This window comes from Paenibacillus sp. FSL R5-0912 (genome assembly GCF_000758605.1).
Taxonomy (GTDB): Bacteria; Bacillota; Bacilli; order Paenibacillales; family Paenibacillaceae; genus Paenibacillus_AQ.
This window is the reverse complement of the sequence record NZ_CP009282.1, coordinates 2439536-2463528: the sequence shown is the minus strand read 5'-3', so window position 1 is coordinate 2463528 and position 23993 is coordinate 2439536. Positions and strand designations below refer to the sequence as shown.

21 protein-coding genes are annotated in these 23993 nt (G+C 51.2%); 4 read left to right on the top strand and 17 right to left on the bottom strand.

Annotation, left to right across the window (positions count from 1 at the left end; all coding sequences use genetic code 11):
* Positions 1 to 21: 21 nt before the first annotated feature.
* A complete protein-coding gene (locus tag R50912_RS10305) occupies positions 22 to 921 on the top strand; it encodes an IS3 family transposase (protein WP_052416189.1) in 900 nt (299 codons plus the stop codon).
* A 132-nt stretch (positions 922 to 1053) separates the two neighbouring features.
* On the opposite strand, the gene R50912_RS10300 is transcribed toward R50912_RS10305, so the two are convergent.
* The 13 genes from R50912_RS10300 to R50912_RS10230 form a co-directional block, all read right to left on the bottom strand.
* The gene (locus R50912_RS10300; protein ID WP_052416121.1) at positions 1054 to 2619 is read right to left on the bottom strand and encodes a transposase; all 1566 of its coding nucleotides are present in this window, start codon (positions 2617 to 2619) and stop codon (positions 1054 to 1056) included.
* 232 nt (positions 2620 to 2851) lie between these two features.
* A complete protein-coding gene (locus R50912_RS10295; RefSeq protein WP_042234579.1) occupies positions 2852 to 3382 on the bottom strand; it encodes a PDDEXK family nuclease in 531 nt (176 codons plus the stop codon).
* A 114-nt stretch (positions 3383 to 3496) separates the two neighbouring features.
* Positions 3497 to 3934 carry a hypothetical protein gene (locus R50912_RS10290; protein ID WP_042234578.1) on the bottom strand — a complete coding sequence of 146 codons (438 nt, stop codon included), beginning with the start codon at positions 3932 to 3934 and terminating at the stop codon, positions 3497 to 3499.
* A gap of 301 nt (positions 3935 to 4235) precedes the next feature.
* Positions 4236 to 5357 (bottom strand): IS200/IS605 family element RNA-guided endonuclease TnpB, encoded by a 1122-nt coding sequence (tnpB, locus tag R50912_RS10285; RefSeq protein WP_042234576.1) that lies wholly within the window; start codon positions 5355 to 5357, stop codon positions 4236 to 4238.
* Positions 5358 to 5729: 372 nt separating this feature from the next.
* Positions 5730 to 6008, bottom strand: coding sequence for a hypothetical protein (locus R50912_RS10275; protein WP_042234572.1), 279 nt, complete (start codon positions 6006 to 6008; stop codon positions 5730 to 5732).
* Positions 6009 to 6521: 513 nt separating this feature from the next.
* Positions 6522 to 7094 carry a CueP family metal-binding protein gene (locus tag R50912_RS10265; protein WP_042234568.1) on the bottom strand — a complete coding sequence of 191 codons (573 nt, stop codon included), beginning with the start codon at positions 7092 to 7094 and terminating at the stop codon, positions 6522 to 6524.
* Between the two features lie 35 nt (positions 7095 to 7129).
* Positions 7130 to 7558 carry a hypothetical protein gene (locus R50912_RS10260; protein ID WP_042234566.1) on the bottom strand — a complete coding sequence of 143 codons (429 nt, stop codon included), beginning with the start codon at positions 7556 to 7558 and terminating at the stop codon, positions 7130 to 7132.
* A 37-nt stretch (positions 7559 to 7595) separates the two neighbouring features.
* Positions 7596 to 9584, bottom strand: a complete 1989-nt coding sequence (locus R50912_RS10255; protein ID WP_042234564.1) for a Na+/H+ antiporter — start codon at positions 9582 to 9584, stop codon at positions 7596 to 7598.
* Between the two features lie 507 nt (positions 9585 to 10091).
* Complete coding sequence (locus R50912_RS10250; RefSeq protein ID WP_042234562.1) at positions 10092 to 11414, bottom strand: ABC transporter substrate-binding protein; 1323 nt, start codon at positions 11412 to 11414, stop codon at positions 10092 to 10094.
* Positions 11414 to 13216 carry a sensor histidine kinase gene (locus tag R50912_RS10245; protein WP_042234559.1) on the bottom strand — a complete coding sequence of 601 codons (1803 nt, stop codon included), beginning with the start codon at positions 13214 to 13216 and terminating at the stop codon, positions 11414 to 11416. Before R50912_RS10245 ends, R50912_RS10250 begins: the two co-directional genes overlap by 1 nt.
* 197 nt (positions 13217 to 13413) lie before the next feature.
* Positions 13414 to 14085, bottom strand: coding sequence for a hypothetical protein (locus R50912_RS10240; protein WP_156123056.1), 672 nt, complete (start codon positions 14083 to 14085; stop codon positions 13414 to 13416).
* A 12-nt stretch (positions 14086 to 14097) separates the two neighbouring features.
* Positions 14098 to 16242 (bottom strand): hydantoinase/oxoprolinase family protein, encoded by a 2145-nt coding sequence (locus R50912_RS10235; protein ID WP_042234555.1) that lies wholly within the window; start codon positions 16240 to 16242, stop codon positions 14098 to 14100.
* A gap of 70 nt (positions 16243 to 16312) precedes the next feature.
* Positions 16313 to 17596 (bottom strand): citrate transporter, encoded by a 1284-nt coding sequence (locus R50912_RS10230; protein WP_231637885.1) that lies wholly within the window; start codon positions 17594 to 17596, stop codon positions 16313 to 16315.
* A gap of 181 nt (positions 17597 to 17777) precedes the next feature.
* On the opposite strand from R50912_RS10230, the gene R50912_RS35560 reads away from it, so the two are divergent.
* Entirely contained in the window at positions 17778 to 18035 is a 258-nt protein-coding gene (locus tag R50912_RS35560; RefSeq protein ID WP_197073062.1) for a hypothetical protein, read from the top strand.
* A gap of 157 nt (positions 18036 to 18192) precedes the next feature.
* Here the strand turns inward: R50912_RS35560 and R50912_RS10225 are convergent, their stop codons facing one another.
* From R50912_RS10225 to R50912_RS10215, 3 genes are all read right to left on the bottom strand, one after another.
* Positions 18193 to 19545: an FAD-dependent oxidoreductase gene (locus R50912_RS10225; RefSeq protein ID WP_231637815.1), complete on the bottom strand. Its 1353-nt coding sequence runs from the start codon at positions 19543 to 19545 to the stop codon at positions 18193 to 18195.
* A 36-nt stretch (positions 19546 to 19581) separates the two neighbouring features.
* On the bottom strand, positions 19582 to 20322 hold the full coding sequence (locus R50912_RS10220; protein WP_039310483.1) for a response regulator transcription factor: 741 nt from the start codon (positions 20320 to 20322) through the stop codon (positions 19582 to 19584).
* 273 nt (positions 20323 to 20595) lie between these two features.
* Positions 20596 to 21324: an HAD family hydrolase gene (locus R50912_RS10215; RefSeq protein ID WP_042234547.1), complete on the bottom strand. Its 729-nt coding sequence runs from the start codon at positions 21322 to 21324 to the stop codon at positions 20596 to 20598.
* Positions 21325 to 21517: 193 nt separating this feature from the next.
* On the opposite strand from R50912_RS10215, the gene R50912_RS10210 reads away from it, so the two are divergent.
* Together R50912_RS10210 and R50912_RS10205 are read left to right on the top strand one after the other, a co-directional pair.
* Entirely contained in the window at positions 21518 to 22669 is a 1152-nt protein-coding gene (locus tag R50912_RS10210) for a YhgE/Pip domain-containing protein (RefSeq protein WP_042234545.1), read from the top strand.
* 106 nt (positions 22670 to 22775) lie between these two features.
* Positions 22776 to 23288 carry a PadR family transcriptional regulator gene (locus R50912_RS10205; protein WP_042234542.1) on the top strand — a complete coding sequence of 171 codons (513 nt, stop codon included), beginning with the start codon at positions 22776 to 22778 and terminating at the stop codon, positions 23286 to 23288.
* Positions 23289 to 23471: 183 nt separating this feature from the next.
* On the opposite strand, the gene R50912_RS10200 is transcribed toward R50912_RS10205, so the two are convergent.
* Positions 23472 to 23729 (bottom strand): AbrB/MazE/SpoVT family DNA-binding domain-containing protein, encoded by a 258-nt coding sequence (locus tag R50912_RS10200; RefSeq protein WP_025708535.1) that lies wholly within the window; start codon positions 23727 to 23729, stop codon positions 23472 to 23474.
* Positions 23730 to 23993 lie beyond the last annotated feature (264 nt).

The window sequence follows — 23993 nt, the reverse complement described above, 5'->3', positions numbered from 1 at the left end:
AAGCGGGGCTATGCGGTATCGGTGGTACTTCGGCTGGTGGGTGTGCTGGAATCGACCTACTATGCCCGCAAACAGCGTCAAAAGGAGAACACCAAATCTACGGTAAGCTTAGGGACAGCCGGAAGACCGATCCCAGCGTATTCGTTGACGAAAGACGGCCAGAAGGTCAGCGACGAGCAGATCGAAGAATGGCTTAGCGAACTCGTTGCAGGCGAGGAACACGGCTACGGTTACCGTAACTTAGCGCATGCCCTCTACATCCAGCATGACTTAATTCTGAACCACAAGAAGGCCTACCGGCTTTGTAAAAAGCTAGGGCTGCTCCAAAAGAAACCTGACAAGAAAGTGAGATATCCAAGACGGCTTGCCCAAAACCGCGTGGTTACCGGAGCCAACCAACTTTGGCAAATAGATATTAAGTACGGATACGTTCATGGCTACGACCGCTTCTTTTTTATCTTTGACATGATTGATGTGTTTGACCGCTGTATTGTCGGCTACCACTTGGGTGCAAGTTGCAGTGCCAAGGAGATCTGCACGACCATTAAGCAGGCGTTGAAGGCCCGTATACAGCCTGGAGGGGCTAGGCCTATTCTTCGCTCAGACAATGGTCCTCAATTTCTCAGTCATGCTTTTGCAGAGATGTGTATGGACCCGGATGAACCTTTGATTCATGAACGGATTCCGCCTAAAACGCCGAATATGAATGCATATATTGAGTCCTTCCACAGCATTTTAGAACGAGATCTCTACAGCAAAATGTACTTTGAAACCTTTGAAGAAGCCTACGAGACTGTCACGGAGTACATTGAATTTTACAACGAACGCCGCTTTCACGGCAGTTTAAACCGATTGAGTCCTAACCAATACCATGCGGCATGGAGAGCAGGCCAAGTGGCAGAGGTAAACATCTCACTTTAAGAAACTGCAAGAACCAGAGATTTCAAGAGAATGACTCCATAATTAAGGGGCCGAACCGAAATGCAGCAATTCTCCTCCACCAAGCCGATTATTGTAATAATTGTTGTATTTCGGAGGTCATTTTTTAGAAAATTAGGCTACTTGCTGGGATTTGCTCAACTGTTTGTTCAACTTGTCCAATGCAAACTTACTAAGATTGTAAGCTAGTGTACTGAGCTGGAAATCGACACTTGCCCGTACGCCGCGGTGACGTGTGCGTTTCATGCCAAAATACTCTTTGAGATAGGCAAAAACACGTTCCACTGCCGTACGCTTTTTGTACAGCTCTGTAAAGCTTTCGCTCCCTCTTGCGGGATAGGTATGCTTACGCAAATCCGTTTGGATGCGGATTTTAAACACCTTTTGGCATCCGGAACCCAGTAGTGGGCAGCCTGTGCACTCGCTCGGCTGGGTATACTTCAGCGTTTCGTACTTGGCATCAAAACTGTCGTAGCGGTAGGCATGTCCTTGGGAGCATACCGGCGTGTAGTCCACGTTCATTCCCTCGGGCGGATCTTTGCGGTGAATCATGGGAATCGCCGGATAGGCACCTAACGAATGAATCAACTGGTAGATAGACGCGCAGTCGTACCCTTTGTCGCCCAAGATATGCTTTACCTTCAGTGTGGGAAACTTCAGGGGCAGGCCTTTGAGAAGAATAACGGCCATGCGCTGGTCATTCGGATTCGCCGAACTAAAGAGGCCGCTCAAGATATACTGGCAGTCCGTATCGACGAGCAGATTCGCCTTGAAACCGTAGTAGCTCGTCATTCGACCCTTCGTATTTTTCTTGTCACAACGCGCGGCATGCCGGGGCAGCGCGGCCAGCAGTTCGTCATACGTGTAAGGTAACATCGCTTCAATGGTTTTCTGAAACGGTCCGAGACTTTGGTCATATGCTTCCTGTTCCTGACGCCGGCGTTCCCTTGCCGCATTCGTTGGACGTCCACGCTTGTCGTAGACGGGTTTCTTCGGTGGTTCGTTCACAGCCGCCTCAGGCTCAGGCTCGGGAAGTTTGAACTGAAGTTGCTGGGCTCCTGGAGCCTCATTTGGCTTTTGCCCTCGGCGAGCCGCACGGCGCTTGGCGGCCGATTCGCTAAATTGGCAATCCCAAGCCTCGACCATGGAGGAATCCACGGCAATATGTGTGCCGGTTACAAAGCCTTCTTCTAGGGCAGAGGTCACCAAGGTATCCTGCAGTTTTTCAAGCATCCCCGTGTGCTCCAGCGCATGAATCAAACGGGAATACGAAGATTCGCTCGGGATATTATCGGAGCCGGTAAATCGGCACTGCGCCCGAAACTCTTCGCTATGGGTAAGACGCCAGACCAGGGAAGAAACAAACTCGATGTTCTCCATTTTAGCGATGAGCAAGGAATAGATCATGGCAGGTACATTCAGTTGTTCGGGCCGGCCCCGGTTGTTCTTTTTCCGAAGAACGTGCAGAACCTTGGCGAGATCTAAGTGTTCAAAGATTTGGCTGTATTTATCTTCCGGGCGCATCAGGAACAATTCCTTGAAGGAAAACAGTTCTTCTTGTCGAATGGAATAGATAGGGATTACCTCTTTTCGTTCTCGGGTGTTGGTTTGGTCGCCTATATCTTCGAGAACTTGGGGAGGTACTCCTTTTTCTATGCCTAAAAAAAACAGTCCCAGCAAGGGTTTGGAATTATGAAATTGACTCTTTCATACAACATTTTATCCTGTACATCCGCGAGCTTAAGAATCCCATTAGCCGCTATAGGCTGGAGCTCTGAGACAACACCTCATTCCAAACAGACTCCCTAACTCACAAAACCAACTTGAATACTCAAAGCTCTTTTCCGGGCCAATGCATCAGCACTTACATAAACAGCTACAGAAACAACTACACGAACCACTACAGGAACAACTACAGGAACATATCGGGTACTCCCTGCACCGGCTCGTAATAACAAATATATGAATTTTGCATCACCGGACGGAGCAGACCTTTACGTACCAGCTCCTGCAGCTGCTTACGCGCCGTCCGAAAGTTCAGATGGTGTTGCAGCATCACGTCCTTGGGACGTAGTCCCTTGTCCAGGCTCCAAGCCAGTTTAACAATTTCCTTGTCCTGCGGGGAGAGGGATTGCCCGGACGGAACCCGGATCAATGAAGGGGCAATGATCATTTGCAGCAGCATGCGGCAGATCTCAGGACGGTTCTGCACATCATCGAAGGAGAAATGTATAATTCTCCAGCCCAGTCCATTCAAAAAGGTATCCCGGTCCTCATATTCAGGATGCAGATGATCCAGATTGCCGAACAGCGGCCACCAGACATTTTGCAGGAATAGCTTCTCGGCATATTGATGCCCCCGTGCCAGCCGGCCTCTGCGCTCCCCTGTTCTGACCGATAAATGCTGGTCCATTAGCAGCTGATGTGCGTTTTCAAATTCCATATTCAGTTACCTCCCTCTCTCATTTACGCAAAAAAAGAACGCCCCTCTGCCAGCAGCAGCTTGGGACGTTCTTCGTCTGAGTTAATTATACCCCTAGCACAACAGGTGCGGCAATCATGTTTCTTCGTACCTTTTAGGGAATTTCAACACCCATAGTGCTACAACTAAAATTATTTGTATTACCAAATAGTAAAAAGGGAAAATCATGACCAATTCAAATAATCCGCTATCAAATTTCAAATCTATAAAACCATATTCAGCAGGCTCACTTACTTTATCTTTATGAAGAAGAAACAGAAAACCAACACTAGGAATAGTACTTACACAAAACCAAAGTAAGTTATATCTAACTCTTCTTGTTACTAATGACATCATGCAGGTTACATACAGAATAATGAATAGAACAGAATATATTATGATTGCTTGTCGTACCGCTGCCTCGTCCCACGCCTCTGCTTTGATATTCAGAAAATGAATAACAAATAAATGCACCACTGCGATAAAAAACACTTGTGAAACTGCCCTTATTCCAGTAACAAATTTATTCTTCAAATACATATCACCTCACGATAGGCCCCTTATATTCTTTTCCATTACTCTTACATTAATAAGATAATATATAGTCATGATTAATTGGATGATTATAATACCTATTGGAAGCAGATAGATTATTTCAGCCGAATACTTCGGCATTGTATTGAATTCTCCCCCACTTAGCTAACGCTTGAAGTGGCGGATTCTTGCGAACAGAAGAGTACCCTCTTCTTATGGAGCAAGCGATCCCTGCGTTCCCGCAGTTTTACATTTTTGACGCTAGGGAAATCTTGAATTCTATCGTTTGGTTAGGTGGGGGTTAAACCGCTACTTGTTCAATATTGTGAGCGGCGTTTTCGTCACGGTCATGGATCGTCCCGCAGGGCGTACACGTCCATTCCCGAATGGACAGGTTCTTCACCTCGGGGTGGATCGTGCCACACACATGGCAACGCTGACTGGTCGGCTCAAACGTGTCGGCGATCCGAAGATTTCGTCCATACCATTTCGCTTTATACGTCAGCTGTCGCACCCACTCGCCCCAAGACGCATCAGCAATGGATTTTGAAAACTTGGGGTTCTGAATCATATTCGCCACACGCAGATGTTCGATACTAATCGTTTGGTTTTCACGAATCAGTCTCGTGGTCAGCTTGTGGAGGAAGTCATTTCGTTTATTGGCAATGCGTTCGTGAATACGAGCGATATGCTGCCTTGCTTTCTTCCAGTTGGAGCCGCCCGGAGTACGCCGAGCCATCCGCCGCTGCCAAAGCGCCAGCTTGTTCTCGTATTGACGGTAAAAGCGAGGATTGGCGATATGTTCGCCGTTTGAGCATACTGCATATTCTTTCAAGCCTAAGTCGATGCCAATAGGTGTATCCACTTGGGGCAGAGGGTTCTTTTGAACTTCGCAAACGAGCGAGACGAAAAATTTCCCGCTGGCGTTTTTACGAACGGTAGCGGACAATATCCGGCCTTCCAGCTTCCGGGAGTTTGCAAAACGTATCCAGCCGAGTTTGGGGAGCTTCAAGCGACTGCCCTCCATGGCGATATTCCCGTTGGTGAATTTGGTCGTGTAACTTTGAATCGGATGCTTTCGGCTCTTGAAGCGTGGCGCTTGATTTTGCTTCTTGAAAAAACGATCAAAGCTATCCGCCACATGACGGGCAGCCGACTGCAAAGCGATGCTATCGACTTCTTTCAGCCAGTCGTATTGTGCTTTTAAACCGGGGAGTTGTGTCGCACAAGCGTGATAAGACAAGCCTTTTCCCGTTTCCGCATAGCTTTGATTCCAAGCTCCCAAGAAGTAATTGAACACAAAACGGCAGCAGCCAAACATTCGACGAATGAGTTGCTGTTGCTCTGTATTGGGGTAGATCCGATATTTATAGGCTTGATGAACCAGGGGTTTCGAAGAAACCTCCTGCGCAGACACGAGCATGTGCAACACCTCCTTTTAGTGATCTCATCCATATTATAGCACATACGTTCGTCTTGAAATCGAAAACTACTGATTCATCCCCACCCTATCGAGGGTGGAGTATTCTCAGCTTTTTTAGATAAACAATACACCGTTGAGAAAGCACATGGCGAGGGGAAGGATGTACGTTTTACACAGTAAAAATATTAACTCTGTTCCCCCTCCTCCCTCTATCCTGATCCCAAGAAAGTAAATTAATATCAAATGTATTGCAATTGCTGCCAGTATATATAGAATGGCTTGGAGTACCGCCTTTATAGATTTCTTCATTGTTTTTCTCCCTTGCTTTAACATGTATTAGGCAAAATGATTATTATTTGAATAAATCTCTAGTTATGTAAGCCAAGGCGCAAGTAAGAATAAGAGCATTATCGTGCTAAAACAGATCAGAAGCAAAAGATGAAGGTTCTTCTCTAATAAGTGTTTTGCAAAGAAAAAACAGATTACCAGGCACACTAACAAAAGGACAATATAAAACGACAGTTGATTATAGTCGGTTGCTGCCCAAAATAAACCGCCTCCGCCAGCAGAAAAGACTATGCCGATGACTAGAAAGTACATTCCCACTCCCATTAATCCGCTTAAAGCAACAAATATCAAACTGATAATCATATTCCGCTCCTTAGACTTGGTCACTGTTCCTCATCAGCAAGATATAATATCAGGAATCTATTGAATATTTTCCCTTTACCCCAAGTTATCGGATTCTCCCTGTGATTTGTGTAGATCAACAAGATTAAACACCCTTCTTCTGACATATCCTCAGGTGGTGCTGATACATCAATTTCTCGGCATTCTCCGCACCGACTTTGTCCATCTGGCTGATGAAATCGTTGTAGGGTGTTGTTGTCCTTAAGCTTCAAGCCCATAATTTCCTGCTTGAATTTCGGCAGGCCGTCAACCATGTCATAAGACTAGCCTTCAAAGAATAGGCATAATTGTTGTACGGAATACAATTCTGATTACCAGTTACCCCTGTGTTTGGGCGAATTGTTGTATTTCGATCGATCTCACGAGAAAAATGTTGTATTTTGTTCAGTAAATGATCACAGCAAAAAGCCGCCTCCCTGCCGCTGAATAGCAGAACCCGGAAGACGGCTTAGACCGTAAACTAATAGAAATAGATTAACTTAATTGCATAGTGGTTAGGCAGGTGTCATCGCTCTCGAAGGTGGATACTTCGGTCATGGCTTGTTTCCCGTCATGCGTGACGGTGATCTGAAGCTTCTGGTCGCGCGGGAGCCATAGGTCGATGAACCCGTTAGGCTGGGACTTCAAGGTCTGCTTCATCACTTCCTTGCCTTCGGCGTCTTCAATGTATACATAAAATTCCTGACCCGCCATTTCCCCCTGGCAGCCGGTCAGGCTGTGTGTTGCACACGGATGCGTCTTCTGCACATACGGGGCAACCGACAGAAAGAATTCGTTCTCCGGCAAATCATAGGTGACTTCATTTGGACCGCCGCTGTCCACGATGAGCTGGGTGGAGGTAATGGAGGCGGACTGGGACGTCAACGTGCGCGAGCTGTAATCAGACACCATCTGCTTAATGTCCTGAACAGCGGCCTGACTAACCGGCTGGCTGCTGCCCTGTCCCCCTTCAACGTCAGCCGTGTTTCGTTCACCGCTTCCGGCATAAATAAAGATTCCGATGGCCGCAACAACTGCACATGTACCCGCCACGATTTGTTTTCGCATACTCTATATGTTCATCTCCTTGTGGAATATCAGCCTTAATACTTGTCTTGATCATTTCTCCGCTCCACTTTCCAAACATACAGCAGGAAGAGCTGAAGAACAAAGTAAATGAAGGGAAGAAGTGCAATCAATTGAAAATCATAACCAAACAGACCCAAAAAATCTTCCTCAGCTTTACTTGCATCATAAGTTACTCTAGATACACTTAAAAAAATAAATCCCGGCACCAGGTTGGCAAGCCACCAAATGAGTTTGTATTTCAGAATATTAACCCGAAAAAAAATAATATAATTGATACATACAAGAATGACTGGAATGGCGTAAACTTGTTCCAAGTCTGATAAAACGGCATGATTCCAGCCCTCGATCCGAATACCCAGTACATAAATCAGTAACAAATGCAGTGAAATAAGGATTGCTGTACTTATCAATGCCTTTGTAATTAGAACCGCCAGATTCTTCATCCCCGCATCCTTCCGGAAATTTTTTCATTCCCGCTGCCTAGCCCATTTCTTCCCTCAATTCATATTCCATAAACAGAATATCACGTTTCATTTCCTTCATGCTAGCTCTGGTAATGCGTCCGCTCTCGTACATGAGCTGAATGTTGTCACGCTCCAGCTGAATCCCTGCTCTGGACAGCTCCTGCAGAGCCTCTTCAAACTCCCGTTTGGTGGAGGAAAGTGACTCCGTACGTGTCAATCTCATCTGCGCCCGTTCATAACGCATGATCAGGGCGCTGACCGCTTCGGGTTCGGTCTCCCCCCTACTTTGCAGCTCTATCAGCTTCTTCAAGACGTATGCAAAATTGGCCGACTGCAGCCGGTTCCATTCCTCACGCCGTTCCTGTCCGCTTAGACGAACCTGCTGAATCACCCCTACAATCTCTTCCCAGCTTTTGATTGGAACCAGGTCATTCCTGTATTCCGGATCACGGGTGTGCATGAATAGCTGCTTGTTCAGCCGGTTCAGATAACGGTAGGCCGTGTACGGGTTCACCTCCCGCTGCTTCATCGCAGTCAGGGTGTACTCTCTTTGCCACTTGAGCGATGTAACACCCAGCATCCGCTCCATTTCCTCTGCAGCTTCATTTTTCTTCAGCATGCGGATTCTTGAAGTGTAGGTGCTGATCAAGTGGCTCAGAGCCATTCTTGAATGATCCGTAGCCTGATCGTTTAGACCGGAAACTACATTGCGCAGAATTTCGATCTTGGCCTCCACCTCTTCGGCATTATGCTCTGCTTCATTTTCTTTGCCGAGCAGCAGCGGCAGCAGATAGTTGGAGGCCAGCAGGGTCCAGAGTATCACACCCGCCGCAAGGAAAATAATCAGATCCCTGGCCGGAAACCGGGTACCGTCATCCAGGAAAAACGGCAGTGACATCGTACTCGCGAGTGTGATCGTTCCCCGGACTCCTGACAGCGTGAGAATGAGGGCTTTCTTGAACTCCAGCTTCCAGTGTCCCCGCGGCTCCTCCCCTTCGGGAATATCCATAATCAGCATCCAGATCAGGCGCAGGCCAAGAACAGCCGCTGTTAATAATAACGTGTACAGGATTACCTGGAAGTTCCCGATATCCGGATTGTTCCAGACAGTCTGTATGATCTCCGGCAGCTGTGTACCCAGCAGCAGGAAGACCAGGCCGTTCAAGACGAAGATAATGACGGACCAGGTGCTTTTGGACACGATGCTCAGCTTAGCCACCTCGGGATTCATCTGCTTATATCCGAAGGAATGGGCAATACCTGCGCTGACAACGGCCAGGATTCCATTAACCCCCAGCTCCTCTGCCGCCATAAAAATCGCAAATGGGGTCAGAATCTCAATCAGCATATGTAACGTAACGTTCTCCATCCCGAGTCTGCGCAGCCATCTGACTATCCCGTATTTAATCAGCGTGAGCAGCAGCCCCAGCACGACACCGCCGAGTGAAATGGTAATGAAGCTCAGGCTGGCTGTTCTGAGGGAGAATGCCCCGGTGACCATAGCGGCCACGGCAAACTGAAAGGATACCAGACCTGAAGCATCGTTGATCAAAGATTCCCCTTCGAGAATTTGCATCGTCTGATGCGGGATTTTGACCTTCTGCTCCAACGCGCCTACAGCGATGGCATCCGTAGGGGCAAGTGCCGCTGCCAGGGCAAACGCCGCAGCTAACGGCAGTATAGGCAGCAGCCAATGGAGGAAGTAACCCAGGACAGCTACCGTCAGGAGGACCAGTCCCAGCGCGAGCAGCAAAATGGGCTTCTTCAGCTTCCATAACGCCACTTTATCCGCAAGCCTGCCGTCATTAAACAATAAGGGGGCAATGAAGAGCAGCAGAAACAGCTCTGGATTCAATGTCAGTTCAAAATGCAAAGGCAGCCAGGTCAAAGCCATCCCCAGCACAATTTGAATGATGGGCACGGAAACCGAGGGGATAAACCGGTTCACCAGATTGGACAACGAGACCGCTGCGAGCATCAGCAAAATATATTCAAATAATTCCAAGCGATCAAACCTCCATGTCTGCACTCTCTAGCGCTGCTATAAAAATAAAATTCGTATGTAAACTCAGTATAAACGATCTTTAGGCAAATATCCGCCCCGTACGTTCCGGGCATGCAAGTCAGCAGCTCAGCTCACGCGTGCGGACAGTTACGAATTGTTGTATGCATGCAGCATTGTTCAGTGATAATCGGGTGCCCGGGAGGATTGTTGTATGAAATACAGGATTATTTCATATATCGGCTTAGTGGAGAAGAAATTCCTGTCTTTTATACAACAAATTTGAGTTATAGCCGATTTAACAGGAGAATTGTTGCATTTCGTGCAGGATTTTGCATCAAGTCTAAGCGAATTCGCATTCAACCCGTTGCCTGCAGCAGTCGCGTTACTCAAACCGGTCCCTATCCACGCCATGCAAAATAACCCCACAAAGTGGGGCTGTAGCTTCGATGATTACTCAGGTACTTTGCGGGGCAGAAGGCGGTCCTTATCGTGTACGAATTCCTTATCCTATTTCATTAGCGGGCCCACCTCAAGCTCCATTTGTCCGAGCAGCCCGTCCACGGTAGAGCTTTGCGTGTAGAGCCCGTCCAGCAGCCTCTGGATCTTCGTATCAATCTGCTGCCAATTCTTATGGCCTGGCGCGATCCGGGCATCCGCGATCTGGTCGAGCACGGCCAGCTGGATGCTCTCCGGCGAAGGCTTGGAAGCCGCTCTCAGGAAGACATCTGATTCAAGCACGGATCGCCGGGAGGGTACGAAATATTGCGCGGTAACACTCATGGCTTCTGCGCTGGTGATGAACTTCAGGAATTCCGCGGCTTCGGCCGGATGTCTCGTCTCGAATACAGAGACTCCAGCATAACCCAGCGAAGTTCCAGTCCCCTTAACACCTGCCGGCATTGGAGCGATATCCCAATCAAAGTCAGTAACCGCACGGGCCTTCGAGGTATAGCTGTAACGGTCCGTGTACATCCCGACCCGGCCACTGTCGAAGGTCAGCTCATCGCCCGGAAGCGGATGTACCTTATCCTTGAACATCATATCACTGTAGAGCTGCAGCGCCTCGCTCCCTGCGGGAGAATTCAGCGCAAAAGCCGTCGCACTGCCGTCAAAAAGCTCGGCGCCATGCGACCAGAACAGCGGGAGCAGCGCATCCGACCAGTTGTTCCAGTCGCGGACCAGCTTCACACCGTAGATGCCGCGCTGCGGATCAGTGAGGCTGCGTGCGGCCTTGAGAAACTCCTCGTAGTTCCATTTCCCTTCCTTATAGAGCTCGGTTGGCGTCTTCAGACCCTTCTCAAGAAACAGGTCCTTATTGTAATAGATCAGCACCGGAGGTGTAGAGAATGGGATTCCGTACACTCGATCCTCCCGCTTGAAGATGTCAAGTGTAGACGGATAAATATCCGCGAAGTTATATCCGTTGTCTTCTTTGACCTCTGCTGCAATGTCCACCAGCTGGCCCGATTCCAGCAGCTGGGGAATCATCCGCTCCGCCAGCCAGCCGGCATCGGGTGCGGTACGGGAGGCCAGCATGATCGACAGCTTCTGCTGATAATCAGCAAAAGGGATCGTCATGATCTCTACCTCCATCCCGGGATGGAGCAGTTCATATTCATCCACCAGGCCCTCAACCATTGCCTTCTGCGCATCGTTGCCCCAGATGCTGAACTTCAGCTTCACAGGCTCCTGCACAGCAGCCGCCTTACTTGCTCCTGCTTCTTCACCGTCCACGGATTTCCCGTCAGACGCCCCTCTTCCTGCCCCTGAAGAGCAGCCCGCAGTCATTAACACCGCTATCATAAGGCTTAGCAGCCTTGTCCGCATCATTAATCCTCCTCCTGCCTGTCCCCCGCGGGTCCGGCATTGTTCATGGCTTCCCAGTTCATCGGCAGCCGCAGTGAGACCGTTACCCCGCGCTCTGCCGTATTCTCAAGAGTTAATCCGTAAGGCTCTCCATAGAGCAGCCGGAGCCGCTGATGGACATTGCGCAGCGCAAAACCCTTTTGAATCCGGCCGAAGCCGCCCTGCTCCGTCTCCATACCGGGCCGGGATTTATTCTGATACAGCTGTTCTTTAAGCTCCTGCATCCGTTCACCGGTTATGCCAAGACCATCATCCTTGACGGACAGCACCAAGTCTTCCTCTTCCACCGAAGCCGTCAGGGCAAGCTGCAGCTTGTCCTGGCCCATGGCATGCTCGATAACATTCTCAATCAGCGGCTGCAGAATCAGCTTCGGCACCACGCAGTAATCGAAGGAAGAATCAATATGGATTACAGCCTGCAGCTTGTCTCCAAGACGCATACCCTGGATTCGCAGATACGCTTCTACGAATCTAACCTCATCCAGAACGTACACCATCTGCTCCTGGCGGCCGACCGTATAGCGCAGCAGCTTCCCGAGACTGGTCACCACACCCGAGAGTTCCCGGGTATTGCCTTGAAGGGCCAGCATGTTCACCATTTCCAGGGTATTGTACAAAAAATGCGGATGAATCTGGCTCTGCAGCGCCAGCAGCTCGGCCTCCCGTTCCTTCAGCCGGGTCTCATAGACCTCTTTGACCAGACGGTCGATCTCGCCGATCATCGTATTGAAGCCTTCGGTCAGCTGCCCGATTTCATCGCTTGTAGTGACCGTAGCCCGCTCCAGGAACAGCCCCCGCTTCACCTGCCGCATCTTCGACTGCAGATGGGCGATCGGCTTAATCAGGCGGTTCGACAGTAGAATCGCCGCCGCATAAGCAGCCATCAGGGCTATGATGGAGACAATCAAGGTAGAATTCGTTAGCTCGCGTGCGTCTTCTCGGAGCTGCGTCCGCGGAATCAGCGAGGTCACCTTAAGTCCCGTATAAGAAGAGCGGGCAGAGGCTGTAATATAGGATTCACTTGAATCGGGAAGCCCGTCTGGCCCTGAGTACAGCATGACCTGTTCCTTGCCGGTAATCTGCAGCAGACCGCTCCCGCTCGAACGCACCGTGGATACAATTGAACCGAACCCCCGCGCCGTCAGATCCACCTTGACGATCCCCAGCTTGTCATTCGTATAGGGCTCACGGATAACCCGGGCCACGGAGATAATCCCCTGCTTCGCCTCTGTATAATAGGCCGCAGCATGCGGCGGAAGGATGGCAAGACCACCGTCTTCCTGTTCAACCGCCTCCATCCAGTCTGCCATGCTGCGGTCCCACCGCTTCCTGACGCTCTGGTCCAGATTACTGAAGATTCCCCCGTCATTGGTGAACACCAGAATGCTCTCAATCTCCCCCCGGTCAAAAGCCAGCGAAGAAATAAACAGATTCATCTTCAGCGTCTCATCCGTAGTTAAATAGGTGTTCGCCGAGCCGCTGCTGCTGCTGTGCTTGCGGAGAATCTGCATCATATCCTCATCGTACAGCGGCGTAAGTGTAAGCCGGTCCAGTTCCTTAATGTAATGCTCCAGATTGATATTAATCTGGCTCACAACCTGATTGGAGAGCTCCACAGTGCTGCGCTCCACACCCGCAGTATATTTCTTATAGCTTATGGTGCCGATCACGAGAAACGGAATCGTAATCAGCAGGCAGAACAATACGATAAACTTGGTGCGCAGCGGCACATATATAGATTGGTTTGAACCTTTTCTGAATGGCATGCGGACAGCCTCCCCAAACTCTGGATACCCACTCCAACATAGCATAATTCGAGTCCGAAGTCAGAGACGTTCTCCCTGGCTGGCGCAATACTTCCTCTACAAAAATACAGCAAACAGCACACCTCTTAGGGTTGCTGTCTGCTCCTGTGAAGTAAGGTGAAACGGCATGCGGGAGAGTGCCGCACAGTAAATCCGGGTCAGCTGTTCTCAAGCTCCCCGGACCAAACGTCCGTCTGCCTCCAGAATTCAGCAGCAGTCAGCGTGCCGCTGTGAATCATATAAGCGTAGTCCAGTAGATTCGGCAGGCAGGGCAGATCCAGCAGATAACGGCTGAATGCATGCGCGGCGATCTCCGAGGTCTTGGTCACGCTGGCCCGGATGCGCAGCGGACCCAGGGAGAGGCTGCTGATGTCGTCAAGCCGCTTGTTGGTGTATCCCAGCTCCGTGAACTCCAGATCGTGGAACAGCTCATGCGCGAGATGGATGTCTGTGATTTCCTTCAGCGTGAAGGAACGGCCGGGAAGCAGCACACCGGCACACTGCCGCAGTTCTTCCATGGACGATTTATACAGTGTAATGGCACGCTCCTTGGCCGACAGCTCAATCTGGGCACGGAAGCGGATCTGCCCGATGGTGCCCTGCCGTTCATTGAGATTGACGCTGATTCCGCGGTCCCGGCAGATGGCCCCGACATCCGTGCCATAACGGGCTTTGAAAGAAGTGGCCTGCTCCCTGCCGATCGCCAGCGGGCGCTCTACATAATAACGCCGTTTGCTGTGCGGTATTCTGTGGAACAGCAGATCACTTTTGAGCTCGGCATATCCCAGCACATCATCGCTTGGCAGTGTACGCGCAGCTGTCTTCATCACCCTATGCACCTCCTACTGATAGACGACAGCGAGCATTTCGCTGTTGTCCTCAAGCAGCTGGGTTTCCACTTCGAGAATGGAGAACAGCTGCTCCTTGGTCTGCATCCCGGTCAGATCGAGCATTTTCTCCTTATAGAAGACAAAGGTCTTCGGGATCGTCGCATTAGCGTCTGAATAGATTGTATTCTCCTCCAGGAACGAGGCAAACCGGTCGGTCATATTCTTCTTCAAAAAAGCCAGATGATACGCATTCGTCTTCTTGAAGCGCACCACGCCCTCGCGGTCCAATACACCGACATGGCTGAGCTTCTTCTTCACCAGCCCGAACATGGACTTCTTGATCTCACTGGACTCGAACAGGAACCATCTGCCGGAGGCCGCCTTCAGCTCCGTCTGGTCAGCCGGCTGGCCCAGCGCTTCCGCCGCCGTCCGCATCAGCTCATTCACGGGCACCTCGCGGCTGGCCAGATCCTTCGAGCGCAGCTCGGTCGAGCCGGTGGCGATGGCCCGCAGAATATTGCGCTGCGAATCGATTTCGATCGTCACGTCAACCGTAGCTTCATTCGCTCCGGACTGGACGATTTTCTCCATAATCTCCGCCCGGATCAGCTTGATATCCCGCTCTGTCGCACCGACCACAGTCTTCTCGATCTGCTCGCGGACCATTGCCATCCCAACGCCGATCGTGGAGATATACGGCGCATTATTGGCGATCTGGTGCTTGAAGCCTTCACTCGCCGCCATCGCCGGAACGAGCACAGCTCCGCTCCCGCCGCCGCCCACCAGCGTAACAAACCCGGTGTCCAGCTCATAATCGCTGATCATCTGATTCACTACCGCCATCACCTTGCGGATGGCAATATCCATTGCCGCCCTTGCTGCGTCTTCCGCAGACATGCCGAGCCGGGAACCCAGCGCCTGCCAGGCAATCCGTGTGCTTTCCATATTCCCGCGGGCATAATCCTCCTCCGGCACATGGTTCAGCAGATTCGCCGCTCCCGCCAGGGTCAGTGCATATTCATGTCCTCCCGCACCCCGGACGGTGACGTAATCTGGATCACCCGGGCGCGGACTGACGAGTCCGATGGTAGCCTGCTCCAGATTCTCCTTACCGGTGAAGCATTCGTATTCCAGACCGGCGATATGCGCGCTGCGCGGTCCGACATCCGTGATCTTGCCTCCGCCGATCTGAATCATACTGCCCCCGGCAACGGCGAGTGTCCGTACATCCAGTGAACGCAGATACGTCTTATGTCCGCCTACCTGGGCATTCTCAATCATCACCTTACCGTTTTTGATCACGGAGATATCTACGCTGGTTCCGCCGACTTCGAAGAAAATGCCGTCCGATATCTTCTCATACATCAGGGCGCCGGCGACACCGGCCGCCAGCCCTGACAGCATAGTGAGGATCGGACGCTTGCGCACCTCATCGATGCTCATGACACCGCCGTCGCAGCGCATGATCATCAGCTGGGAGGTAATCCCCGCTTCTTTGACGGCCTGCTCAGTCATATTGGCGGTCTCCATCATCTTCGGAATCAGGCTCGCATTGACGACCGCTGTGCGGGTCCGCGTCTTCAGTCCATAGAGCTGGGAGATTTCATGTCCGCCGGTAGCGTACACTCCCCGGCTGCGCGCCGCTTCCATCACTCTCAGCTCGTTGGCCGGATCATCGACACTGTAGGCTTCCGAGGCCACAATAACCTCTGCCCCCTGGGCAAGCAGCTGATCAATCGCCGCATCGATGGTTTCCGGTGTCAGTTCCTTCGAATCAATGAACTTGTGATAGGTGGTAAGATATTTACCGGCAGCCAGCTCGATATTCGCCACATTAGTCTCGGAGCGGGCACTGCGGGCATCGAGGCCCGTGCCCATCCCCACGATACCTACACGGGCTACGTCTCCTTCGAGCAAGGCGTTGGTGGCCTGCGTCGTCCCGTGGGCGATGAACTTGATATCACCGGGAAGAATGCCGTTCTCGCTCATGATCCGCTGAATGATCTGCACAATCCCGCTGGCGACTCCGCGTTCATCGTGATGCGTTGTGGGCATTTTGACCTTGGACAGCACCTCAAAGGTCTCATTGTCTATCGCAACGGCATCCGTGAAGGTTCCTCCGACATCGATGCCGATCCTGATTTGTTTATTGTTCATAGCAGGTTCTCCTCTCCATGAAGCTTATGTCTCTAATCTGCAATCCGTATTCGCCTAACCAGAACTTAATCTAGAAAACGGTCAGACCCGCGATAATCATCGAAATCATCACAGCCGCGAACATCCATGGCAGTGTCTTGCGCAGGGTTTCAATAATATCCGTCTTGGTGTAGTCGGCAATCCAGACATTGTGCGAGTTGGTCGGATCGCTGACAGCCTGCAGATTGCTCACGATACGCAGTGCCAGCATGGCTGCAACGGGGGCCATCCCTCCGGCGACAATCAGTGCCGCTATTCCGCTGCCGAGTCCCCATACGTTGAGCGGTCCACGGTAAATCGCAAGCGGAGACAGCAAAGTGAAGACGAGAATGTACATCAGCGGACTGGTTGGAATAATGCCTTCGATCAGCGGCTGAATCAATAGCGCCACCGGAGGTGCGGTTACCGCGCTGAGCAGCATCCCGATCCCGATCATCAGCCCGAGGGCACCAGCCACATCCTGAATCCCTTCCACCAGCGCACTCGACAGCACATGGATCGGACGCTTGGGTGTTGCGAGCAGCAATGTGACAACCGCCCCCATGAAGACTGCAGAGACAATATCAACCTTCAGGAAAAATACCAGCAGCACCGGAACAAGCGGGCTGATCAGCGCAATGGCTCTTACGTTCTTGGTATCCTGAGCCTGGAATTCCGGCTTGAGCGGCATGGCCCAGGCGCGGCGGACCTTGCCGTCTTTGCGGGTATAGTAGACGATCATAATCAAGGCAATGACAATCAGCGGAATAGCGCAGATCAGTGAATACGAAGCAATCGTGTTGGTCGGCACCTTAAGCACATCGGTATAAATCGCCCAGGTAGAGACGTTGAAGACGACGCCGACCGCATTGGCCAGCAGGACAACAAGGCCGCTGACGAACGGCTTAAGACCGGCGGTGAGCATAATGGGAATAGCAATCGTTCCGACGAGAATGACCATGCCCAGCCCGTTGGCAGCCGAGAAGATTACAGACGCGGCGAGGAAAAAGATAATGGCAATCGCCAGCGGCTTGTCACCGGCCAGCTCCGCAGCCTTACGGATAATGGTCTTCGTGATGCCGACCTTGCTGAGAATCTGGCCGAACCAGGCGCCGAAGATTAATCCGGCGATGGCGGTAGACAGCTTCATGGCCCCGCCTGCGAGCACACCCTTGGTGATGGTGAAGGTATCCGGGTTATCGGACAGAAGCGGGATACCCGCGATGGCCGCCAGCAGAATCGCCATCATCGGCAGGGCGAGCAGCGTGGTCAGCTTGCGGGTCATCATCAGGCCCACAAACACAATGAATACAAGTAAAATGCCGATAATTTGCACAGTTTCCAAACCAATTCCTCCTAATAATTTGTTGAATATACGTTGTTATATGAATTATTGTGCTTCATTACCAACGGAAACCAAGCCATCTTGGAATCAAAAGAACGGTGTACATTAATCTTGAAATGATCACCTCCGTATCAACTCCGCGCTTCCCGGTCATGAGGGCAACCAACGCGGGGTGCAAGAAGCTAGTAACAGAGCTATAGCTGCAACAGCAATAGTTATAGCAGCAGCAACAGCAACAACAGCAACAGCAACAGCAACAGCAACAGCAACAGCACAGCATTTAATTGTATTTCATACAACTAAAAGTCGGGCCGGTTTTATCGGAATAATTGTATTCTGTACAACTAAAAATAACGGTAAGTCCCCTTTTGAGGAATATGGGGGAATTATAACTGTATCAAATGCAATTAAAACCTTCGCAGCGCCATAAACGCTCGCTTTAGTTGCACAAAATACAGTTAGAGCTTAGGCGCGGTCCCGTCACAGCCACCAGACTGCGGCTCTAACATGGAGCACGGTGTGCTAATCCGAAAGATTAACAGTTCAAGCTGTACACGATATTATTTTTGCGCACAATGCTCCGTCCATTACACCTCCAGATAAGCACCATGCGCCACGAGTGTCTGCTGCAGTTCCTTATAGTCCACCTGCTGCACGGGGACTCCTTCTTTCACGGCCAATGCCGCCGCAGTACCGCCCGCCTGACCAATTGCCCCCACCGTAGGTGTAGTTCGTACAGCCGCCTGCGCTTCAAAAGTAGCTGAAAGACATCTGCCGACCACAATCAGGTTGTCGATTTCGTTCGTAATCAGGCAGCGGTAAGGGATGCCGTACATCGCCCCCCATTCCAGGTGATCCGTTGCGGTTCCCTCGCCGTCCGGGCTGTGAATATCAATCGGATAGCCGGAGTGGGCGATCACATCGGCAAAGGGCTTCACCGACAGAATATCCTGCGCGGTTAGCGTATACACGCCCTTGATCTGGCGGGAGCCGCGGACACCGATGGACGGACCTGTGGAGACTACCACAGACTCTTCAAAGCCGGGAATATACTTTTTCAAAAAGAGCTCCAGCTCCCTACACTGCCTGCGCCCTTCAATCTCCGCCTCACTGAGGCTCCACGGATCTGTGCTGTCCTTGCCCAGAATACGTGTCGTGTTCATAATAATCTCGCCGGGATTGCTCGTCTCGAAGAACAGCACATCTTCTCTCGGAATACTGATCTCGCCGCGCGATTTGGCTTCCCGGAACTGCTTGTCGAAGCCGGCGACAGATAATCTGGCCGCAGAGTCCATCACGGTGATATCAAGGTTCATGCGCGGGAAGTCCTCGCGGTGCTCCCGGATGTACGCCTTGATCTTCTCCGTGTCCACCCCCCTCATCTTCATCTTCAGGGTCATCGGCTGCGACTGCTCATCGGATTCACGGCCTTTGGTGAACGGCACTCCGGACCAGGCAGCCAAGTCCCCGTCTCCGGTAGCATCAATGAACACATCTGCCGTAATCCGGCTGAGCCCTGCCTTGTTGCATAAGGTAAGCGACTCAATGCGTCTGCCCGATACTTCAGCCCCGGCCAGCATCGTATGATACAGCACCTCGCCTCCGCTCTCCTGCAGCATCAGATCCAGCTCGTATTTCATCGCTTCGGCATCGAATGGCGTCACCGAATAGGTGTAATTCGTCGCGTCCGGGATATGCCCCGGTGATTTGCCGAGCGCCTGAAGCCGCTGAATCAGCTCATCAGTGATCCCCTGGATAGCCTGCTTATGCCCGGCATGAAAAGTCATCATCGGCCCGACACCCGCAGCGGTCAGAGTTCCTCCGAGGAAACCTCCTGCCTCTATGATCAGTGTTGCGGCGCCTGCTCTTGCTGCCGCGATGGCCGCGATCGAGCCGGAAACCCCGCCGCCTGCTACAACAACTTCATATTTCCGCATCATTGCTCCTCCTTTTCCCCTTTTAAGTTAACGGTTACATTACAGCTGTTCCCTGTACTGCGTGGGAGTGCTGCCGGTATAGTCCTTGAATACCGCCATGAAATGCTTGGAGCTTAGATAGCCTGATAATTTGGCTACCTCATAGATTTTGAGATTCGTTTCCTTCAGCAGCTGCTTGGCCCGGTTCATCCGGCACTGCGATACATAATCCGTAAAGTTCTGCCCTGTTTCTGATTTGAACAGTACCGACAGGTACTGGTGATTCAGATGCACCTGCTCCGCCATATATTGCAGTGAAATTTCCTGATCCAGCCGCTGCGCAACCAGCTCTTTCACTTTACGGATCAATTGCCTGCCCTTCAGGTCTGCTCCGCCCTCTTCCGGCTGGTCCGCAAGGCCGCTCCGGGTTCCGTGCTTGCGCCTGAAATCCCCCAGTGCCTGGGCCAGCTCCGTGCGGTCAACCGGCTTCAGCAGATAATCGCTGATGCCGTATTTGATCGCCTGCTTCGCATATTCAAAGTCGGCATACCCGCTTAGAATTAGAATGTACAGGTCAGGGTACTGGTCACGGACCCGCCTGATCATCTCCAGACCGTTCATTTCATTCATCCGTATATCTGTAATCAGAACATCGGGCTTCACACTCTTGAGCGCCTCCAGCGCAAGTCTTCCGTTCTCTGCTTCACCCACCACCTGAAAGCCGCCGATAACCTCCTCAATCAAATGTTTGAGGCCCGAACGGATCAGGGCTTCGTCTTCAACCAGAAACAGCTTGTGCAAGCCTATCCCTCCTCATCCACAATGTCCGGGCCGCTGCGCCCGCCTTCGCCGGGCTCAAGAGATTCACTTCTGGTGAAACGCTTACACTATCAGTATAAATTTTGCACCCCTCCAAAGAAACGGTCCACATTCGAGAAAAGGTATGAAATTTCGAGATTTATCCGTACCCGTCTCCGCTGATGCCAAAACGGATGTCCTTAACGCCGGTGATCCGGCAGTAAAGACATCCGTGTGTACTTGCTTTTGTACAAAACTATTCCATTGATCTGCTTCTTACAGGTCTTGCGCTGTGCTGTTGTCGTACAGCCCGATTAATTCATCGAAGGAAGAAATTATAACGTCGGAGCCCTTCAGCTCATCCTGCCGCCCGAATCCGGCGTATGCACAGCCAATTACCGCCACGCCGTTGCCCTTGCCCGCCTCCACGTCAGACGAACGGTCGCCCACCATCCAGGCACTGCTGATATTGTGGTTGTCCAGCAGGAGTCCAAGCAGCTCCGTCTTGGTTGCCGTTCCTTGTCCGCCTGCACTGTATAAGCCTTCGAACAGCTCCTTCAGCTCATGCACCACTACGATGCTGTGAATATAATCCTCCAGCCCGTTGCTGGCGACGAACAATTTCACTCCGCGCGCATGAAGCGCACGCAGCGTTTCCACTACCTTAGGATACAGAAGGGTCCCTCCGGCTTCCAGTCCTTCAATCTCCAGCTGCAGCAGCAGCTCATCCGCCCGGCGGTGCACCGCCGCGTCCGCTTCCGGCATTACATTCTTCCAGATTTGCGCCAGCAGCATGCCAAGGCTGCCCAGAATGCGCTCCTCCGGCGGAGTAGGCCCGGAATACAGCCCTTCCTCGCGCAGGATATCAAACATTTTATGATAGGCCGGCAATAACAGGCTTTCCGTCTGGAACAGCGTACCATCCATATCAAATACGATGGCTTCCGGTTTGTTCAATTTCGGCAGCTGTCTGTGCTCTCCCTGTGTCTGTTCTTCATAACTCATAAGGTGACCCATCCCTTCCAAATTGTTCTGCCTCTGCTCTCTAGTTCATCTGGAGCTTCCATAACACGCTTTAATGATATAGGAAAGCAGCACGTATTGTCTACGAGCCTAAGAATATGTGTTGATATTATTATTACATAATGATATATTACATATTGTCATATAACATATTGATATAAGGAGCGTTTACACAATGAAATTAATCATTCAATTTCTCAAACAACCCGTAACCATCGTCGGGATTATTACTGCGCTGCTGTTCCAGGTCTTTTTCAGCCTCATCTGGATCACCGGCTACGATCATGTCACCGACCGGGTAGATCAGCTGCCGATCGCCATTGTTAACGGAGACGGCAGTGCTGCCCAGTCCATCGCTGACAATATATCGGCGTCTCTGGACTTCGAGCAGGTGAAGGGCCTCTCTCTGGCAGAGGCGCAGGAACAGCTCGGACACCGTACCCTTCGGATGATTATTGAGCTTCCCCCAGGCTTTACCGCTTCACTAAACGATCTGTCGGCCGGGGCCAAGATCCGCTATTATCTGAACGAATCCAATCCGCAAATGGTCTCTAATGTCATGCAGGGCGTAGCAGCAAAAGTCACTGCTGGCCTGGATGCAAAGAGCAGTGCTGCGGGACTTAGCGGCGTGCTCACTGCTATGAAGCTGCCGGAAGCAGAAGCCGCAATGATTCGAAGCAGCGCAGCAAGCCGGATCAGCTCCGATGTGCAGATTGTGAATCCGGCTACCAACTTCGCTGAAACCATGGTTCTGCTAATGGTCGTTACGGCTTCCTTCACCGGCGGCATGCTGCTGGCGATGAACCTGAGCAAGGCCTCCGCCAGTCTGGCCTCTGCTTCCGGCAAATGGCAGCGCCTTAGCGCCCGGTATGTGCTGATGGCCGGCACCGCACTTGCCGGCTCACTCATCAGCACTTCACTGCTGCACGCTCTCGGCATCCACTCTTCGCAAGGCTTCCTCGGCATGTGGATGTTTGAATTTGTCGTCATCCTCTCCTGCATGACGGTCGCCAATCTCAGTCTTGTGCTGCTCGGCGACGCCGGTGCGTGGCTCAACATTGCGCTGCTGTCCATGCAGATGCTGAGCTCCGGGGCAACGATTCCACGGGACGTACTGTCACCCTTTTACCAGTCGGCCGGCCAATTCTTCCCTGCTTACTATGCGGTGGACGGCATGCTGGATCTCGTCATAGGCGGTGAGGGTATCCTGCACGATGTGACGGCGCTGCTCTATATTGCCGCTGTTGCTACAGCAGCAAGTGTGCTGCTTACCCTGCTCCGCCGGGAGAAGCGTGCAATCCGGGCCGAAGCGGCAGCCAATGCCTGAGTACCTGCGAAGCAGCTCTGGTCCAGACACCTTCCGCCAGTTCAAATTGAGTCCGGCAGCACAGATGTGATATGGTAGGAAGAAGAGAGAGGAGCGGCAGACGTTCATGAACATTCAAGATGTAATACTCGGGATTCTGAGTGAGAAGCCCCATTCGGGCTATGATATTAAGCGGCATTTCGAGGAGTATTTCTCCTTCTTCTTCGATGCCAGCTTCGGCACGATTTACCCCACCTTAAGCAAGATGGAGAAGCTGGGTCTGATCTCCAGGGAAGCGGTACGCCAGGAGGGCAAACCGGATAAGAACATGTTTACGATTACCCCCGACGGTAAGCAGCACTTCCAGGAGTATTTACGTCAGCCTGCGGAGAAGGAGGTGCTCCGTTCCGACTTCCTGATGCATCTGTATTTCGGGGACATGGCGGATGAAGAGACCATGCATACCCTGCTCCGTGAAGCCCTCCGGGCCAAACAGGAGATGTACGAGGATCTGGAGCATAAGCTGCAGGAGCTGGACAAAACCGGCAAGCTGACACCCTCCCAGAAGCTCTGTATGGAGCTGGGGCTGGTGCAATACGATGCTTTTATCCGAAGAGTACAGAGTGCGCTGGAGAGCTGAACTATCAGCATTGCCGGGCATAGATCTGCACGCAACACAAAACGGCAGTCCTCCTTAAGCCTAAGCCCGGGGAACTGCCGTCTTTGTTTATACTATTTAAAAGGGACCGGAGTGCAAACACTGTTAAAGTGCCTGCGCTGCGGTCCCTGCTGTCATTATTTATGGTGCGGTTTAGAACAAAACTTATACGTGGTCGAAGCTTGCAATCAGTTCGTCGAGAACATCTTTGCTGACCATTTTGCCTTTGAAGTTGATCAGGTTCTCGGCACTTCCGGAGAAGATACAAGTAGGTTCATATTTTCTGAGAATGATCTTTTCGCCGTCCACAAAAATTTCGAGCGGGTCTTTTATGTCAATTCCCATCGTTCTGCGTAGTTCAATCGGAATCACGATACGTCCCAGTTCATCTACTTTTCTTACAATACCTGTTGCTTTCATCATTATGCATCCTCCCTTGAAATAACGCTTGATTCATCATTCAGTGTTAAAAGCTATCAAAGCTTCTAAATAGTAGAAATGATTATGCTATATCTGCATTGTAAAGTGCTATTTCTTTCCTGTCAATTTTATTTCTACATCTTTTGATATATATCGACAAATTATTCGACAAAGTTTAGAGTATATTCGACAAAATAATAACATGAATCATATTTTATCCAATATCCTCTCGGATTGACAGTTTTTTATTTAAATTTTAGAAAAAAC

Excerpts from the sequence above, each read along its gene's own strand:
- R50912_RS10225 (WP_231637815.1), bottom strand. The coding sequence starts at position 19,545 with ATGATGCGGAAATATGAAGTTGTTGTAGCAGGCGGCGGGGTTTCCGGC.
- R50912_RS10295 (WP_042234579.1), bottom strand. The coding sequence starts at position 3,382 with ATGGAATTTGAAAACGCACATCAGCTGCTAATGGACCAGCATTTATCG.
- R50912_RS10275 (WP_042234572.1), bottom strand. The coding sequence starts at position 6,008 with ATGATTATCAGTTTGATATTTGTTGCTTTAAGCGGATTAATGGGAGTG.
- R50912_RS10235 (WP_042234555.1), bottom strand. The coding sequence starts at position 16,242 with ATGAACAATAAACAAATCAGGATCGGCATCGATGTCGGAGGAACCTTC.
- R50912_RS10200 (WP_025708535.1), bottom strand. The coding sequence starts at position 23,729 with ATGATGAAAGCAACAGGTATTGTAAGAAAAGTAGATGAACTGGGACGT.
- R50912_RS10215 (WP_042234547.1), bottom strand. The coding sequence starts at position 21,324 with ATGAGTTATGAAGAACAGACACAGGGAGAGCACAGACAGCTGCCGAAA.
- R50912_RS10245 (WP_042234559.1), bottom strand. The coding sequence starts at position 13,216 with ATGCCATTCAGAAAAGGTTCAAACCAATCTATATATGTGCCGCTGCGC.
- R50912_RS10265 (WP_042234568.1), bottom strand. The coding sequence starts at position 7,094 with ATGCGAAAACAAATCGTGGCGGGTACATGTGCAGTTGTTGCGGCCATC.
- R50912_RS10250 (WP_042234562.1), bottom strand. The coding sequence starts at position 11,414 with ATGATGCGGACAAGGCTGCTAAGCCTTATGATAGCGGTGTTAATGACT.
- R50912_RS10210 (WP_042234545.1), top strand. The coding sequence starts at position 21,518 with ATGAAATTAATCATTCAATTTCTCAAACAACCCGTAACCATCGTCGGG.
- R50912_RS10260 (WP_042234566.1), bottom strand. The coding sequence starts at position 7,558 with ATGAAGAATCTGGCGGTTCTAATTACAAAGGCATTGATAAGTACAGCA.
- R50912_RS10205 (WP_042234542.1), top strand. The coding sequence starts at position 22,776 with ATGAACATTCAAGATGTAATACTCGGGATTCTGAGTGAGAAGCCCCAT.
- tnpB (WP_042234576.1), bottom strand. The coding sequence starts at position 5,357 with ATGCTCGTGTCTGCGCAGGAGGTTTCTTCGAAACCCCTGGTTCATCAA.